Below are 14,990 nucleotides of genomic sequence, written 5' to 3' on the forward strand. Positions count from 1 at the left end.
TGTTTAACAGGTGCTTCATTCGATGCGACGCACGCTGCTGAAGCTGGGCAAACCACCATCCCAGTGCATCCAGACTGCAAAGGCGCGCCCGACGATGTTCTCTTCCGGAACAAAGCCCCAGTAGCGGCTATCGTTGGAGTGATCACGGTTATCGCCCATGGTGAAATAGTGCCCTTCCGGCACCACTACCTCACGCATTTGCGGGCCAGGATCACGCGGATTGTTATAAATGAAATGGCTCACTTCACCCAGCTGCTCTTCGAGCAACAGCTGCTGAGGAGACAAGGCCGGGCCTTCTTCGACCAGCACCTTGCTGACTGCTTCGCCGTTCACATAGAGCTGCTTGCCTTCATACCGAACACGGTCGCCGGGTAGGCCCACTACGCGCTTGATGAAATTGACCGAGGGTTCGTCAGGGAAGCGAAACACCATGACATCACCACGCTCCGGGTCGTCCACTTCCAGAAAGCGGTGGTGTACCACGGGCAGGCGCAGGCCATAGGCAAACTTGTTCACCAGGATGAAGTCGCCTACTTCCAGCGTCGGCTTCATGGAACCCGAGGGAATCTGGAACGGTTCGACGATGAAACTACGCACCACCAGTACGACCAGCAACACGGGAAAGAAAGAGCGAGAGTAGTCGACCGGCCAGGGCTCCTTGAGAAGCTTTTCCCGGCTGGCATCGTCCAGCCCGTCTACCGTGGCGGCTTCGGCAGTGGCCACCCGCTCACGGCGCTTGGGCCGCAGCACCAGCACATCCAGCAGAAAGATGGCCCCGGAGAGTACGACGGCAAGTACCAGTAATAATGAAAAATCCATGTGAGGTCGAGTCCCTAGTCGTTGACCTTGAGCACAGCAAGGAAGGCATCCTGGGGAATTTCGACACGCCCCACCTGTTTCATCCGTTTTTTACCGGCTTTCTGTTTTTCCAGCAGTTTTTTCTTACGGCTGACGTCGCCGCCATAACACTTCGCGGTCACGTTCTTGCGAAGCGCCTTGACCGTCGAGCGCGCGACCACCTGCCCGCCAATGGCAGCCTGGATGGCCACGTCGAACATCTGCCGCGGAATCAGCTCTTTCATCTTCTCCACCAGCAGACGGCCGCGGGTGTGGGCATGATCCCGATGGATGATGACCGCCAGCGCGTCTACCTTGTCGCCATTGATCAAGACGTCCAGACGCACCAGCTTGGCGGCTTCAAAACGCTCGAAGTTATACTCTAGCGACGCGTAACCGCGAGAAATCGACTTCAGACGATCGAAGAAGTCCATGACCACTTCCGACATCGGCAGCTCATAAGTGAGCTGAATCTGGTTGCCCAGAAACTGCATGTCCAGCTGGGTGCCACGGCGCTGCTCGCACTCGGCAATCACGTTGCCCACGTACTCCTGGGGCACCAGAATACTGGCCCGCACGATAGGCTCGCGCATCTCGTCGACGTCGGCCATGTCCGGCAGCTTGGAGGGGTTGGAGACGTATTTGATGTCGCCATTTTTCATGGCCAGCTCATACACTACCGTGGGTGCGGTGGTGAGCAGGTCCAGGTCGTATTCGCGCTCCAGACGCTCCTGGATGATTTCCATGTGCAAGGTGCCGAGGAAGCCCACGCGGAAACCGAAGCCCAGGGCGTCCGAGTTTTCCGGCTCGTACTCCAGCGACGCATCGTTTAGCGCCAGCTTCTCCAGCGCATCGCGGAAGTCTTCGTAGTCATCGGCGCTGACCGGGAACATACCGGCATACACCTGCGGCTTGACCTTCTGGAAACCCGGCAGGCGCTCGACATCCGGGGTTTTGGTATGGGTGATGGTATCACCGACCGGGGCACCGTGGATTTCCTTGATCCCCGCCACCACGAAACCGACCTCCCCTGCGCGCAGGATATTGGTCTCCTTACGCAGCGGCGTGAAGATGCCCACTTCGGTGGCGTTCCAATCCCGCCCGGTCGATTTGATGCGAATCTTGTCGCCCTTACGCAGCGTACCGTCGAACAGTCGCACCAACGAAACGACGCCGAGATAGTTGTCGAACCAGGAGTCGATGATCAGTGCCTGCAAGGGCGCATCCGGGTCCCCTTTGGGGGGTGGAATATCGCGTACCAGACGCTCCAGCAACGCGTCGATACCAATACCGCTCTTGGCTGACACCTGACAGGCATCGGTGGCATCCAAGCCGATGATCTCTTCCACTTCCTGAGAGACGCGGTCCGGGTCGGCCTGGGGCAGGTCGATCTTGTTGAGCACTGGCAGCACTTCCAGGCCCTGCTCGATGGCGGTGTAGCAGTTGGCCACCGACTGAGCTTCGACACCCTGAGCGGCGTCCACTACCAACAGCGCTCCTTCACAGGCGTATAGCGAGCGGGATACTTCGTAGGAGAAGTCCACATGGCCTGGCGTATCGATGAAGTTGAGCTGATAGACCTGGCCATCGGCTGCGGTGTAGTCCAGCGTCACCGACTGTGCCTTGATGGTAATGCCACGCTCGCGCTCGATATCCATGGAGTCGAGCACCTGCTCCTTCAGCTCACGCTCGGTCAGACCACCGCAGGTCTGGATCAGACGATCGGAAAGTGTCGATTTACCGTGGTCAATGTGGGCGATGATGGAGAAATTGCGAATATGCTTGAGCTTTCCGCCGGAAACGTCATGAGACATCGAGTGTGTTCTGCCTTATTGGTACGCAAGCGATGGTGTTGGGGACAGCGCCAACAGGGCGTAACGTGAACACCGCACCACTGCATTGCCAAAGTTCGTCAAAAGATAAGCGCTATTGTAGCGATATGCGGGGGATAGGAACAGCAGTCCGGCGAGAACAGCCGGACTGGAAGGAACGAAAGGTGTGGTTATTCCAGACGCAACGCCACGAACAGCGAGCGCCCATCACGATACAGGCGCAGCGGAATAGCGCGGTCGGTGGGCAAGCTTTCGACGATGCGCACCAGCTCATCGGCAGAGGCAACGCTGCGGTGATCCAGGCTAACCAGAATATCTCCCGGGCGAAGCCCGGCCTGAGCGGCAACGCTGTCTGGCTCTACCTGACGAACTTCAACACCCCCTGTGATATTGAGCCGTTCGCGAGTGGCTTCATCCACTTCGGCCACAGCGACACCTAGTCGCATCTGACTGTTGCTGCTGGAAGCTTGCTCGACGCCTTGAGCATCCGGCCAGCTACCCAGTTCGATGGTTTCAGTCACCTGCTCACCATCACGCATCAGGGTCAGCTCCACATCGCTGCCAGGGGCAACACGCCCGATGAGGCGCGGCAACGTGCTGGAGCGATCGACCTCTTCGCCATTGACCTCCAGAATCACATCCCCAGCCTGCAGGCCACCCTGCGCGGCAGGCCCCTCAGGGTCCAGATCGGCAATCAGCGCACCGATGGCTTCGCTCATACCAAACGACTCGGCCAAATCACGAGACACCGGCTGGATCATCACGCCCAGCCAACCACGGTTCACCTGGCCATCTTCACGCAGCTGGCTGGCAACGTCCATGGCGACGTTGATCGGAATGGCGAACGACAGACCCATGAAACCACCGCTACGGGTGAAGATCTGCGAATTGATACCGACGACTTCACCTTCCAGATTGAACAGTGGGCCACCGGAGTTACCCGGGTTGATGGCCACGTCGGTCTGGATGAAGGGGACGTAAGCGTCCCGTGGCAGCGTGCGGTTGATGGCACTGACGATGCCCGCAGTGACCGAATGGTCGAAGCCGAAAGGCGAGCCAATGGCCGCTACCCACTCTCCGACCTTGAGCTCGTCGGAATCCCCCAACGTGAGCACCGGCAGGTCGCTGGCATCGATCTTGAGCAGGGCAACGTCGGTCTGCACGTCGCTGCCAATCAGCTCGGCGGGCAGTTCGCGACGGTCGTTGAGGCGCACCAGAATTTCATCGGCATCCTGCACGACGTGGGCGTTGGTCATCACGTAGCCATCTTCACTGATGATGAAGCCAGACCCTAATGACTGTCGCTCCTGGCCACGCCCCTGACCACCACTGGGCGGCGCTGGAAAACTGTCACCAAAAAAGTGGCGAAAGATTTCGGGAATTTCCTGACCTCCAAACCCTTGTACCGACGGCGAGCTGCTGCGCTGCACCGTGCGCGAGGTAGAAATGTTGACGACGCCCGGCGCCGCTTCTTCTACCAGCACCGTGAAATCGGGCAAGGTTTGCGCCTGGGCACTGTGGCCCACCATGAACAGCGCAACCAGGCATAACCATAACGTTGAGGGGAGAACCAAGCGCTTCATGAAACAGCTCCTAGTCAAGCAGGGACGACAGCATGGAAGTGCAACTCTTAGCGAGCTACAGGACAACTAACTGACCAAACGCGGACGGAAGCGTTCCATCCCCCCGCGCATAAGAAATCCAAGCGCCACCAAGGCGCACGCCAAGGTACCAAAAAAGGCACCCGCGCTGATCCACTGGCTCTCTGCCACCCTGGCAATCGCCCCCGACACGACCAGCGCCAGTAGCATGGGCGCGGCATAGACCAAAAGCGCCAGATAGCCAATGGCTTGCCGTTCCACCGTCAGCGTCACCGCACTGCCCAAAGGGTAACGCTCTGCCAATTGGCTTTCCAGACACTCAGGCCGCACCTCGACACGCTGGTGCTGGCGGCGCGCCAGCAGGCCCATGCCACAACCCCGCCCTTTGGCACAGGCATCACATTCGCTGGCCACCGACACATCCACTATCAGCCGCCCTTGGGCATACCCCACCACGCGACCGGTGCGATAAAGCGAGGTACACGTCGTGTGCTCGGTCAATGACATCAGGGCTGAATCACGATGGACTGAACGATACGACGCATGACATCAGACGGCAACTCGCCGACACCGACCAGCTGCCAGCGCTGATCGCCGACCTCGACCAGCGATACCGTGGCCGTAGAAACACCTAACTGGTGGCTGCCTTCCGACAGCGCCTGCTGTTCGACGGGCGCTGCAAACAGACTGATAGACGCCAAGCCATCGCTGTAAACACGCTGACCCGATAACGAGCCGGTCTCGACCGGCTGGGAAACGAAGCCATCCGGCAACCACTCAGCCTGCCAACTCATCGCAGGCTCCTCCGGCGAAGCAGGATGGGCAATCTCGCCTTCATACAGAACCGGGGCTTGCAGCTGAGTAATCTGAAACGTTTCCAGCGCCCGCGATTGGCTATCACGCATGACATGCTTGAGCAGCAGCCCCGTCTCTTTGTCTAGCCACCACTCATGCTGATAGCGCTCGCCATCCTGCGGCGCAAACTTGAGCTGCACGGCTTCGCGACCCGCGACACGATCATCGTTGAGCAGCTCGATCTCATAATAATGGGCTACGTGCGCCGCCCAGGCTTCCGCTGCGCTGCTGGTCTCTTGATCTTCTGGGGTAAAGCGGGCGCGATAGCCCACGGCGGACTGACGCTCGACACTCACGGAAGGGCCATCCAGATGCTGAACGACCTGCTGCCGAACGCCATCTCGAATACGATGTGAAAGCGCCAGGGTACGCACTCCCAAAGCATCGATGGAGACGGCCCTGGCCTGGAAGTCGTAGCAGTGACCGGCCTGCTTGCTGAGCACAAGCCAATCCTGAACGTTGGCGGGCGCGGTAAAGGAGGTAAGGTCATCGCAGCTGAATGCGGGCGCTTGCTCTGCGATGACCGGCGTGGAAAAGGAGAACAGGCTTACGAGCCCAGCAGACGCTGCGGTCTGGATTCTCCACTGTCGGCACTTGTCCATCGCCATAATGCTCAGGCCACTCTCTCCAACATTAACGCTGTCCCAGAGGTTCGGTGACCGAAGAGCGCATCAGCGGCATCCAGCTGTCACCACCGCCACTAGCCGCCCCTTGAGCATGCTGCTCCAGGTAGGACTGCAACAGACGCAACTGATCGATATCGATGGACGTTGGCTGCTGAGCCATGACGCTTTGCGGCGCAGACGGAGCCGCGAAACCGGCTTCGCTGACGTTCATCAAGCCGCTATTACCTGCCTGCCCATTGATCCGGAACGGCGTAGGTTCGAACATCGGCATATCGGAGGCTGCCAAGGCACCTGTCTGGGCACCTGACAAGCTGACTGGCTGCACCTGAGCACCCACGCCGGTACCGGGCTGCGCAGCAATACTCCCATCAGGTTGGCCGCTGGTACCCGTGCCGCTATTGAAGAACTGGACGCCCGTAATCACCATCAGGGAAACGGCCGCTGCCACACCAGCACCGCGGGCAAACGAGACGCCGCCGACACGGCTGTTCGATGCCGCGACGGGCTCTGCCATCGGGACGGGCTCGTTACGCAACCGATCCATGATGCCCGCCGAAAGATCGACGCTGACATCCACTTCGCGTTCGCGTTGCATCATGCTGCGCGCCAGATGATAGCGGCGCCAAGTCTCAGCCGCGTCGGCGTCGTCAGGTAGTGATTTCAACACTCGGCGAAGTTCCAGCTCATCACTTTCGCCGTCCATCAATGCGGAAAGTGACTCCCGTGTGTTTTGACTCATACTTCACACCCTCACACTGTGTTTGAAGAAGCTTCACGACAACACGGCTAGTGCGTGTTTTAGCCGCAAAACCTCGCAGGCCAAGACTTGGATTATCTATCACCGTCTGCACAACGCCATGGCCCTACTGGCAGGCAACATGAGCTTGCTGCTCAACGGCTCAACTCATTAGCGCTGGCAGCCCTTATGACGCCTGACTCGCCAGACAGTTCACAAAAAAAGCAAAAACGTAAATGTTTGTGTCCATGCATAGGCAGCATCCCCACGCTCAGGGCTCTTCACGACTGTTGCGCGCCGTGGTGACCAGCGGTCGAATGTGCTCGTCTACCGCCTCCCGGGCACGGAAAATACGCGAGCGCACCGTACCCACCGGGCACTGCATGATTTGCGCGATGTCCTCGTAGGCCAACCCATCCAGCTCACGCAGGGTAATAGCCGTGCGCAGGTCATCCGGCAAGCGCTCGATGGCTTCGAACACGGCGGCTTCCAACTGGTCCCGCGCGATGGAAGCTTCGGGAGACTCGGAGTCGGCCAAGCGGCCGCTTTGATCGACGATTTCGGCATCGACGATATCCAGGTCGCTGCCGGGTGGGCGACGCCCTCTGGATACCAGGTGGTTCTTCGCCGTATTGATGGCGATCCGGTACATCCAGGTATAGAAAGCACTTTCTGCACGAAACTTGCCCAACGCGCGATACGCCTTGATGAACGCTTCCTGCGCCACATCCTGCACTTCGGCGTGATCATGCACATAGCGCCCAATAAGGCCGATGATCTTGTGTTGATACTTCTTTACCAAAAGATCGAAAGCGCGTGTGTCGCCTTTCTGGGCACGCTCAACCAACTGCTGGTCCGTTTCACGAGTGCCCATTCACACGCTCCTTCCGCGCCGACATCACGCCGGTCGCTTCATGTTCTTGTCGCCCTGTTAATCGGGCCTTCACAGCAAGCAGCATAGTGTCCCTTGGGCATTGATTAATCGTCATGGAGAGCACCGGGCGACGAGGCCCGGGTGCCCCACCTGTTCTGGAGGGCGTTCGGTGGCATAACGCCAATGCTGTCTAGTGTTACGCGTTCTTTGCAGCGCATCAAGCGCTTACCCCCTTTCTTGAAACCCTGCGGCTGACATTTTTCCTTAATGCAAAGTTCCGTAACAATTGATTTTTACCACCGCGACACGCCATAGTAGTGACCACTTTTCGCCCATCGCGCATGTACAGGTAGCAAGATGTCTGATCAACAGGTTAGCAATCTCAACGTCCTCGCTCAGGACGTTCTCACCACCCCCGATGCCTTGAAGGCAGCCATTCCTCTCACCGAAGCCGCCGAGCGCTCCGTCGTGGAAGGCCGCCGCGTCATTCAGAACATCCTGGATGGCAACGACCCGCGCCTGCTGGTGGTCGTTGGCCCCTGCTCCATCCATGACGTGGATGCTGCACTGGATTACGCCCGCCGCCTGCGCGCGCTGGCCGACAAGGTGAGCGATAGCCTGTACATCGTGATGCGCGTCTATTTCGAAAAGCCACGCACCACCGTGGGCTGGAAAGGGCTGATCAACGACCCCCACCTGAACGACTCATTCGAAATCGACGAAGGCCTGCACATCGCCCGTAAACTGCTGGTCGACCTGGCCGAAATGGGCTTGCCCCTGGCCACGGAAGCACTGGACCCGATCTCGCCCCAGTACCTACAGGACTGCATTAGCTGGTCAGCCATTGGCGCCCGTACCACCGAGTCACAAACCCATCGCGAGATGGCCTCAGGCCTCTCCTGCCCGGTCGGTTTCAAGAACGGCACCGACGGCAGCCTGGATGTCGCCATCAACGCCCTGCAGTCGGTGGCCAACCCGCATAACTTCCTGGGCATCAACCAGGCGGGCCAGGTCGCCATCATCCGCACCCGGGGCAACGCTTACGGCCACGTGGTACTGCGCGGCGGCAACGGCAAGCCCAACTACGACAGCGTCAGCGTTGCGCTGGCCGAAAAGGAGCTGAGCAAGGCCAAACTGTCGGCCAACATCATGATCGACTGCTCCCACGCCAACTCCAACAAGGACCCGGCCCTGCAGCCGCTGGTACTGGAAAACGTGACCAACCAGATTCTGGAAGGCAACCGCTCCATCATCGGCCTGATGGTCGAGTCCAACATTGGCTGGGGTGCCCAGAAAGTGCCCGCCGACCTGAGTCAACTGCAGTACGGTGTCTCGATCACCGATGCCTGTATCGACTGGGACACGACCGTCGAAACCTTCACGCGCATGAACGAGAAACTGGCCCCGGCACTGGCCAAGCGTATTGCCTGAAGCTGACCCGCCAACGCCCCGCCGGACCCTCCGGCGGGGCGTTTTTTTATGGGCATCACCCGCCGCCGATTTCAGGCCTGAATGTCACGTCTGAACGGGGGCAAGGCATCCAGCAGCGCCTGACCGTAGCGCCGCGTGATCACGCGGCGGTCCAGCAGCGTGATCACCCCCCGGTCGTTCTCCTTGCGGATCAACCGACCACAGGCCTGCACCAGCTTGATGGAGGCATCGGGCACACTGATACGCATGAAAGAGTTGCCGCCCTGGCTTTCGATCCACTCGGCCAGCGTGGCGCCCACCGGGTCATCGGGCACCGCAAAGGGTAACCGAGTGATGACTACATGAGTCAGGTAATCCCCGGGCAGGTCGATGCCTTCTGCAAAGCTGGCCAAGCCGAAGATGATGCTCCCCTTGCCGCTATCGACCGCAGCACGATGCCGCTCGATCAACTCCCGCTTGGGCAGCGCATCCTGCGCCAGCAGGCGCTCTTTCAAAGCCGCTGGCAGCACTTTTTCCACCGCCCTGAGCTGGGCCCGGGACGAAAACAGTACCAGCACCGCTTCGTCCTCCCCCAACTGGGAGACACAGCGCACGATGGCACGCTCATGGGCCTCTCGGTCACTGGGGTCCGTGGCTTCCGCGGGCACGCGCAGCACCGCGTTGGCATAATCGAAGGGGCTAGGCAGCGCCTGGTACCGATAGCGGCTGGCCAGGCCAGCGCGCTCCTGAATACGCTCGAAGCGCCCCAGTGCCGTCAAGGTGGCAGAAGTGACCACCGCGCCGTGGCAACGCCCCCACAAATGCTTGGCCAGCGTATGCGCCGCCGAAACAGGGCTGGCGGAGAACTCGATTTCGGGCTCACCGGCTACACGACTCAGCGTGATCCAGCGCGCACAGGGCGGCGCATTGGGTGGGTCCTGCTCGCTGAATGCCTGCCAGAGCGCGTGGGCTTCCAGGGCGCGCCCATGCAGCAGCGCCACCAGCGGCAGCCAGGCTTCGGCCTGATCGCGGTCCAGCCCCGTCTGCTTATCCGGGTCCAGGCTCTCACGCAGGATATCGGCAATGCTTTCCAGACTGCGTGATAGCGTGGCAAACATCACCAGCAGCTGCCGCGCCTGCTCGCGCAGCGCTTCCGGCACTTCGCCCTTCTCGAAACGCTGCTGGTGGCTGGCCTCTTCATCCGCCAGCCCCTGCTCGCGCCCGGCCAGCTGGTGCCCCAGGCTGAACACGTCCCCCAGCGCAGGTTCCAGGCCATGCAGCACTTCGGGCAGGCTGGCCAGCAGTCTGGCCACGGTCGGCTGAACCGCCAGCCCCTGGTGAAGATCGGCCAAGCTGCTGCGCAGCGTCTTGAGCCAGCGTAGACAGCCATGCACCGCGAAGCGGTGGGCAAAGTGCGACAGCGCCTTGTCCGGCAGGTGATGGCCTTCGTCAAAGATGAAGATACAGTCGGCAGGGTCCGGCAGAATGGCGCCGCCCCCCAGGGCCAGGTCCGCCAGTACCAGATCGTGGTTGGCCACGATGACATCGGCATCTTCCAGCTCACGACGTGAGCGGAAGAACGCGCAGGCACCGAAATGGCCGCAGCGGCGCCCGGTACACTGGCGGTGATCGACGGTGAGCTGACGCCAGTGGGCATCATCGATGGTGTCAGGCCAGGTATCACGGTCACCCTGCCACTCGCCCTTGCCATAGGCATCGGCCAGGTCGCTGGCAAGCACCTGATAGTCGCTGCTATCGCTTTGCAAGGAGTGCTCGAACAGCGACATGGTCGGGTTTGGCTCACTGCCCTCCAGGGCCTGATCCAGCCGCGCCACGCACACATAGCGCCCGCGCCCTTTGGCCAGCGCGTAGCGAAAGGCGATGCCACTGTGCTTGGCCAGCGAGGGCAGGTCCTGATGCAACACCTGCTCCTGCAGAGCCACCGTGGCCGTGGACACGATCAGCCGCTTGCCCTTCGCCTTGGCAATGGGCAAGCCTGCAACCAGATACGCCAGCGTCTTGCCCGTGCCGGTACCGGCTTCCAGCACACAGACGTGGCTGTCGCTGGTGCGCTTGCCATCGCTGTCGCACTGAATATCGCCCAGGGTGCGGGCAATCTCGGCAATCATCAGCCGCTGGCCGTAGCGTGGGGTCAGCGCTAACTGCTCCACCACGTTACGGTACGCTTGCTGAATATCGGCCTTGAGCGCGTTATCCAGCATGTGCGTTACAGCATGCCTTCCGGCGGATGCTCGCAGGGCAGCTTGCCGTTGATGTAGCGCTCGATTTCCGGCAGCGAGAAGGCATCTTCTTCACCCACGAAGCTGATCGATACCCCTTTGGCACCGGCACGACCGGTGCGGCCAATACGGTGCACGTAGTCTTCCGGGTCTTCCGGCAGGGTGTAGTTGATCACGTGGCTGACGTCTTCGATATGGATGCCACGACCGGCCACATCGGTGGCCACCAGCACCTGGATCTCGCCTTCGCGGAAGCTTTCCAGCGTCTTGATCCGCTGATTCTGGGGCACGTCACCCGACAGCATGGCGGCACTCACGCCTGCTTTTTTCAGCAGGTCATCGAGTTTGCGCACCAGATCCCGACGGTTGCCGAACACCATGACCCGCTCGAAGCTCTCCTGCTCCAGCAGCTTGACCAACAGGCACTGCTTGTCGTCATCCGACACCAGGTATACGCGCTGGTCGATATCGGCCTGATTCTCTACCGTGACTTCGATCTCGACATGGGCCGGTTCCTGCGTCCACTGGCTGGCCAGGTTGAGAATGTCGTCGGTGAAGGTGGCCGAAAACAGGAACGTCTGACGCTCCTCTTTCTTGGGGGTATAGCGGATGATGCGCTTCACATCCGGGATGAACCCCATGGAAAGCATGCGATCCGCTTCATCGAGCACCAGCACTTCGGTTTCGGACAGGTCGATATCGCGCTTCTGATGGAAGTCGAGCAGACGTCCAGGCGTGGCCACCAAAATATCGAGTTTCTTGCCGAGGCTCTCACGCTGTTTCTGGTAATCCATGCCACCGACCACGCTGGCCACGTTCAACGACGTGAAGCGGGCGAGCGCCTTGGCGTCTTTCTCGATCTGCAGCGCCAGTTCGCGGGTGGGGGCGATGATCAGCGCACGGGGAGCCCCCGGCTTCTGGCCATCCGGCGCGGGCTCTTCCAGGAAGTAGGCCAGCACTGAAATCAGGAAGGCAGCGGTCTTGCCAGTGCCCGTCTGGGCCTTGCCCACAATGTCGCCACCCAGCAGTGTGTGGCGCAGCGCCTCTGCCTGAATGGGGGTGCAGTATTCATAGCCCTGGGCATGAATAGCGCGCATCAAGGGCAGCGGCAGATCAAAGTCATGGAAGCGCCACTTGCCGGCAACGGCGGGCACCTGAAACTGACGAAGATCCCAGTTCGACTGACGGCGACGCGGCTTGCGACGACGGCGTTTAGGCTTGCGGTTCTGGTCCGATGCTGTGATCTGTTCCGACTCGCTCATAGGCTGTGTATCTGTCCATTGCTGTGGAGGTTAGGCATCACGAATCGCGCATTGTAGCAGGGCTTGGCGATAAGAGCGCGCTCTGCTGTCGAAGGAGCGCCCTTGCCTGTTAGAATGAGGCATAAATTAACTCAAGGAGCGCGACGATGACGCGTAAGAAAAAGACTCGTTCACTGGCAGACAAGGTGACGATCCGCACCGGTCGCCGCAAGGATTACAAAAAGTGGCGCCATGAAAACCCGGATCAGGTGACCTCATCACGCCGTTTCGTGGCCAAGAAACAGCAACAGCGCAAATTGCAGGCCGTGCGCAAGCTGGCACGCCAGCAAAGTGGCCAGAACATTGCCATCCACCCCGACAAGGGGAGCGACTCCTCTTCGGGAGAGCCCTCCTGATGCGTCTGGTGTCTTTCAATATCAACGGCATCCGGGCAAGGCTGCATCAGCTGCAAGCGCTCATCGATACCCATCGCCCTGATGTGATCGGCCTGCAGGAAATCAAGGTGCAGGATAGCGAATTCCCACTGGCCGATGTGGAAGCCATGGGGTACCACACCTTTCACTATGGCCAAAAGGGCCACTACGGTGTGGCCTTGCTCTGCCGACAGAAACCTCAGCAGGTCTTCTACGGCTTTCCTGATGATGAGGAAGATGCTCAGCGACGCATGATCGGCGTGCGCCTGCTGACCACCGACGGCCAGCCGGTCACCGTGTGGAACGGCTACTTCCCCCAGGGCGAGAACGTCGAACACCCCACCAAATTTCCGCACAAGGAGCGCTTTTACCAGCAGCTGGCCAATCTGCTGGCCACGCAGCACTCCCCGGAAGAGCATCTCGCCGTCATGGGTGACTTCAACATTTCCCCCGAAGACCAGGACATCGGCATTGGGGAAGCCAACCGAAAACGCTGGCTGCGTGATGGCAAGGCCAGCTTTCAGCCCATCGAGCGGGAGTGGCTAGCGGGCATCAAGGCGTGGGGGCTCAGCGACAGCTATCGGCTCTGCCACCCCGACAACAGCGAATGGTTCAGCTGGTTCGACTACCGCTCGAAGGGCTTTGATCGGGAGCCCAAGCGTGGGCTGCGCATCGACTACATCCTTGTCTCGCCCCCCTCTGGCACAGCGGGTCACCGATGCAGGTATCGACTATCCCCTGCGCGCCATGGAGCGACCTTCGGATCACGCGCCCACCTGGAGCGACTTTTCGCTGACGCTGGCGGACTGACCTGCGCCCTGGCTGCCGCCCGCCCGGGCGGCACGGCTCATCCCCTGAGCCCCCTCAATCGAAATAGCCAAGCCACTGCTCGGCCTGTTCGTCGCCCAGCTCCGCCGCTCGCGAGAGCGCCTCTTTCGCCAGCGACTCATTACCCCACGCGTAGGCCAACTGACCATACTGGCGCCAATCGTCAGCCGTTTGAGTAGTATCAGCCAGCGCCTGCCAAGCGTTCAGGGCATGCTCGACATGCCGGGCCTGCTGCCAGGCCGTGGCTCGCAAGCGCAGCGTCTCTTCATCATCAGGCAGCTCCCCTGCTTCCAGCGCTGCCTCCAGATGCTCACCGGCACGCGCTGGCGTGCCGCCTGCCAGGTGCAGCCGAATCAGGGTCAAGCGATCCTCGGGGGCGGTGAACTTGCCCATCTGCCAGGCCGCTTCCCAGACGCCTGCAGCAGCGCCCAGCAGCCCCGCCTGCTGCGCCAATCCAGCCGCCTGACGCCACTCCTCGGCGCTGCTGCGCTCGCTCAGACTCTCCAGCAGCCAAGCCAGCGCCTGCTCGCCTTCGCCTGCCTGGCGCAGCACGACGTTGACCAGGGCCTGCTGGGCATCACTCAGCTCTCTGCCCGGCGCCAACTGAGGGGTGAGCCATTCGAGGGCCTCTTCCCAGCGCTCCTCTTCTGCCAATAGGCGCACCAACGCCCAAACCGACTCAAGGTAGCGCTCATGGCCCGCCGACTCGCCGAGCCACTGCGCGTAAAGCTCGATGGCCTGAGAGCGCTGACCTGCCGCGCGGCGCAGGGAGGCTTCGTCACGTAACCAGCGCAGCCGTTGACTGTTCGGCACGCTGGTACGCTGGCGGGCACTGGCCAGCTCATCCGCTGCCGCCTCGGGCGCCTCTTGACGCACCAGCGCACTGGCCGCCAATTGGTGATATAGCGCACTGGCCCACTGATCGGCTCGATTGCCCGAGGCCAGCCTGGCAGCCTGGGCGCGCGCGCGACTCAGGATCGCGTTCAACGACTCATCCTCTGCACCCGCGCCTGACAGCGCCGCCAGCTGACTCTGCAATCCGTTCAGGTCGAGAATGATATCTTCACTCAGTGGCACATCCGCCACCGCCACAGTGCTCCACACGTAGAGCACTGCCATTGCCAATAAACGCTGCATAACGCTCCCTCGACGGGCTTACCGCAACTGAAATTCGATGCGCTGAGTGGCACGACGCAGCTGCTGACTCGGCTCGAACTGCCAGCGCGCAATGGCCTCCTCCGCCGCCTGCTCGAACATGCGGCGCGGCTGGGCGTTGACGACGCGAATCGTCCCGCTATCGACGCTGCCGTCACGCCGAATGACGAACTCCACCTCGACAAAACCCTCCATGCCACGCCGCTGGGCACGGGTGGGGTACGTGGGAGTGACGCGACTCGTGGGCGCTACCTGCCCGACACTCGCCGGCTCATTGGAGGGCGCAGGCTCTGCCGCTGGCGCCGCTTCACGTTCGGCCGT

13 protein-coding genes and 1 pseudogene are annotated in these 14,990 nt (G+C 60.9%); 3 read left to right on the forward strand and 11 right to left on the reverse strand.

Translation table 11 applies throughout. The annotated features are described in order from the left end of the window. Positions 1 to 15: 15 nt before the first annotated feature. From lepB to rpoE, 7 genes are all read right to left on the reverse strand, one after another. Complete coding sequence (gene lepB / locus B7L72_RS09940) at positions 16 to 819, reverse strand: signal peptidase I (RefSeq protein WP_039177182.1); 804 nt, start codon at positions 817 to 819, stop codon at positions 16 to 18. Between the two features lie 14 nt (positions 820 to 833). Next, positions 834 to 2,651, reverse strand: a complete 1,818-nt coding sequence (lepA, locus tag B7L72_RS09945) for a translation elongation factor 4 (RefSeq protein WP_081137135.1) — start codon at positions 2,649 to 2,651, stop codon at positions 834 to 836. Between the two features lie 188 nt (positions 2,652 to 2,839). Then, positions 2,840 to 4,252 carry a DegQ family serine endoprotease gene (locus B7L72_RS09950; RefSeq protein WP_081137133.1) on the reverse strand — a complete coding sequence of 471 codons (1,413 nt, stop codon included), beginning with the start codon at positions 4,250 to 4,252 and terminating at the stop codon, positions 2,840 to 2,842. 66 nt (positions 4,253 to 4,318) lie between these two features. Then, positions 4,319 to 4,777, reverse strand: coding sequence for a SoxR reducing system RseC family protein (locus B7L72_RS09955; RefSeq protein ID WP_254893794.1), 459 nt, complete (start codon positions 4,775 to 4,777; stop codon positions 4,319 to 4,321). Beyond that, on the reverse strand, positions 4,777 to 5,733 hold the full coding sequence (locus B7L72_RS09960; protein ID WP_446718566.1) for a MucB/RseB C-terminal domain-containing protein: 957 nt from the start codon (positions 5,731 to 5,733) through the stop codon (positions 4,777 to 4,779). The genes B7L72_RS09955 and B7L72_RS09960 overlap by 1 nt, the downstream gene beginning before the upstream one ends. Positions 5,734 to 5,758: 25 nt before the next feature. Then, positions 5,759 to 6,490 (reverse strand): sigma-E factor negative regulatory protein, encoded by a 732-nt coding sequence (locus B7L72_RS09965; protein WP_081194073.1) that lies wholly within the window; start codon positions 6,488 to 6,490, stop codon positions 5,759 to 5,761. Between the two features lie 268 nt (positions 6,491 to 6,758). Then, the gene (rpoE, locus tag B7L72_RS09970; RefSeq protein ID WP_039177195.1) at positions 6,759 to 7,361 is read right to left on the reverse strand and encodes an RNA polymerase sigma factor RpoE; all 603 of its coding nucleotides are present in this window, start codon (positions 7,359 to 7,361) and stop codon (positions 6,759 to 6,761) included. A 357-nt stretch (positions 7,362 to 7,718) separates the two neighbouring features. Between rpoE and B7L72_RS09975 the strand changes: the two genes are divergently transcribed. Continuing rightward, positions 7,719 to 8,792 carry a 3-deoxy-7-phosphoheptulonate synthase gene (locus tag B7L72_RS09975; protein WP_081194074.1) on the forward strand — a complete coding sequence of 358 codons (1,074 nt, stop codon included), beginning with the start codon at positions 7,719 to 7,721 and terminating at the stop codon, positions 8,790 to 8,792. A gap of 71 nt (positions 8,793 to 8,863) precedes the next feature. On the opposite strand, the gene dinG is transcribed toward B7L72_RS09975, so the two are convergent. Continuing rightward, the gene (gene dinG / locus B7L72_RS09980) at positions 8,864 to 10,993 is read right to left on the reverse strand and encodes an ATP-dependent DNA helicase DinG (RefSeq protein WP_081194075.1); all 2,130 of its coding nucleotides are present in this window, start codon (positions 10,991 to 10,993) and stop codon (positions 8,864 to 8,866) included. A gap of 5 nt (positions 10,994 to 10,998) precedes the next feature. Next, positions 10,999 to 12,273: an ATP-dependent RNA helicase RhlB gene (gene rhlB, locus B7L72_RS09985; protein ID WP_081194076.1), complete on the reverse strand. Its 1,275-nt coding sequence runs from the start codon at positions 12,271 to 12,273 to the stop codon at positions 10,999 to 11,001. 146 nt (positions 12,274 to 12,419) lie between these two features. Between rhlB and B7L72_RS09990 the strand changes: the two genes are divergently transcribed. After that, a complete protein-coding gene (locus B7L72_RS09990) occupies positions 12,420 to 12,668 on the forward strand; it encodes a hypothetical protein (protein WP_016913576.1) in 249 nt (82 codons plus the stop codon). Next, positions 12,668 to 13,496, forward strand: a pseudogene (gene xthA, locus B7L72_RS09995) (exodeoxyribonuclease III). Before B7L72_RS09990 ends, xthA begins: the two are co-directional and overlap by 1 nt. A gap of 54 nt (positions 13,497 to 13,550) precedes the next feature. Here the strand turns inward: xthA and B7L72_RS10000 are convergent. Together B7L72_RS10000 and B7L72_RS10005 are read right to left on the reverse strand one after the other, a co-directional pair. Next, positions 13,551 to 14,651 (reverse strand): hypothetical protein, encoded by a 1,101-nt coding sequence (locus B7L72_RS10000; RefSeq protein ID WP_081194077.1) that lies wholly within the window; start codon positions 14,649 to 14,651, stop codon positions 13,551 to 13,553. An 18-nt stretch (positions 14,652 to 14,669) separates the two neighbouring features. Then, on the reverse strand, positions 14,670 to 14,990 hold a 321-nt coding region (locus B7L72_RS10005), incomplete at its 5' end, for an energy transducer TonB (RefSeq protein ID WP_139788497.1).

Source organism: Halomonas sp. BC1 (genome assembly GCF_002078135.1).
Lineage (GTDB): Bacteria > Pseudomonadota > Gammaproteobacteria > Pseudomonadales > Halomonadaceae > Vreelandella > Vreelandella stevensii.

What these genes read in the sequence shown, in the direction of transcription:
- lepA (WP_081137135.1), bottom strand. Translation starts at nt 2,651, where the DNA reads ATGTCTCATGACGTTTCCGGCGGAAAGCTCAAGCATATTCGCAATTTC.
- B7L72_RS09965 (WP_081194073.1), bottom strand. Translation starts at nt 6,490, where the DNA reads ATGAGTCAAAACACACGGGAGTCACTTTCCGCATTGATGGACGGCGAA.
- B7L72_RS09960 (WP_446718566.1), bottom strand. Translation starts at nt 5,733, where the DNA reads ATGGCGATGGACAAGTGCCGACAGTGGAGAATCCAGACCGCAGCGTCT.
- B7L72_RS09955 (WP_254893794.1), bottom strand. Translation starts at nt 4,777, where the DNA reads ATGTCATTGACCGAGCACACGACGTGTACCTCGCTTTATCGCACCGGT.
- rpoE (WP_039177195.1), bottom strand. Translation starts at nt 7,361, where the DNA reads ATGGGCACTCGTGAAACGGACCAGCAGTTGGTTGAGCGTGCCCAGAAA.
- rhlB (WP_081194076.1), bottom strand. Translation starts at nt 12,273, where the DNA reads ATGAGCGAGTCGGAACAGATCACAGCATCGGACCAGAACCGCAAGCCT.
- B7L72_RS09950 (WP_081137133.1), bottom strand. Translation starts at nt 4,252, where the DNA reads ATGAAGCGCTTGGTTCTCCCCTCAACGTTATGGTTATGCCTGGTTGCG.
- B7L72_RS09990 (WP_016913576.1), top strand. Translation starts at nt 12,420, where the DNA reads ATGACGCGTAAGAAAAAGACTCGTTCACTGGCAGACAAGGTGACGATC.
- B7L72_RS09975 (WP_081194074.1), top strand. Translation starts at nt 7,719, where the DNA reads ATGTCTGATCAACAGGTTAGCAATCTCAACGTCCTCGCTCAGGACGTT.
- dinG (WP_081194075.1), bottom strand. Translation starts at nt 10,993, where the DNA reads ATGCTGGATAACGCGCTCAAGGCCGATATTCAGCAAGCGTACCGTAAC.
- lepB (WP_039177182.1), bottom strand. Translation starts at nt 819, where the DNA reads ATGGATTTTTCATTATTACTGGTACTTGCCGTCGTACTCTCCGGGGCC.
- B7L72_RS10000 (WP_081194077.1), bottom strand. Translation starts at nt 14,651, where the DNA reads ATGCAGCGTTTATTGGCAATGGCAGTGCTCTACGTGTGGAGCACTGTG.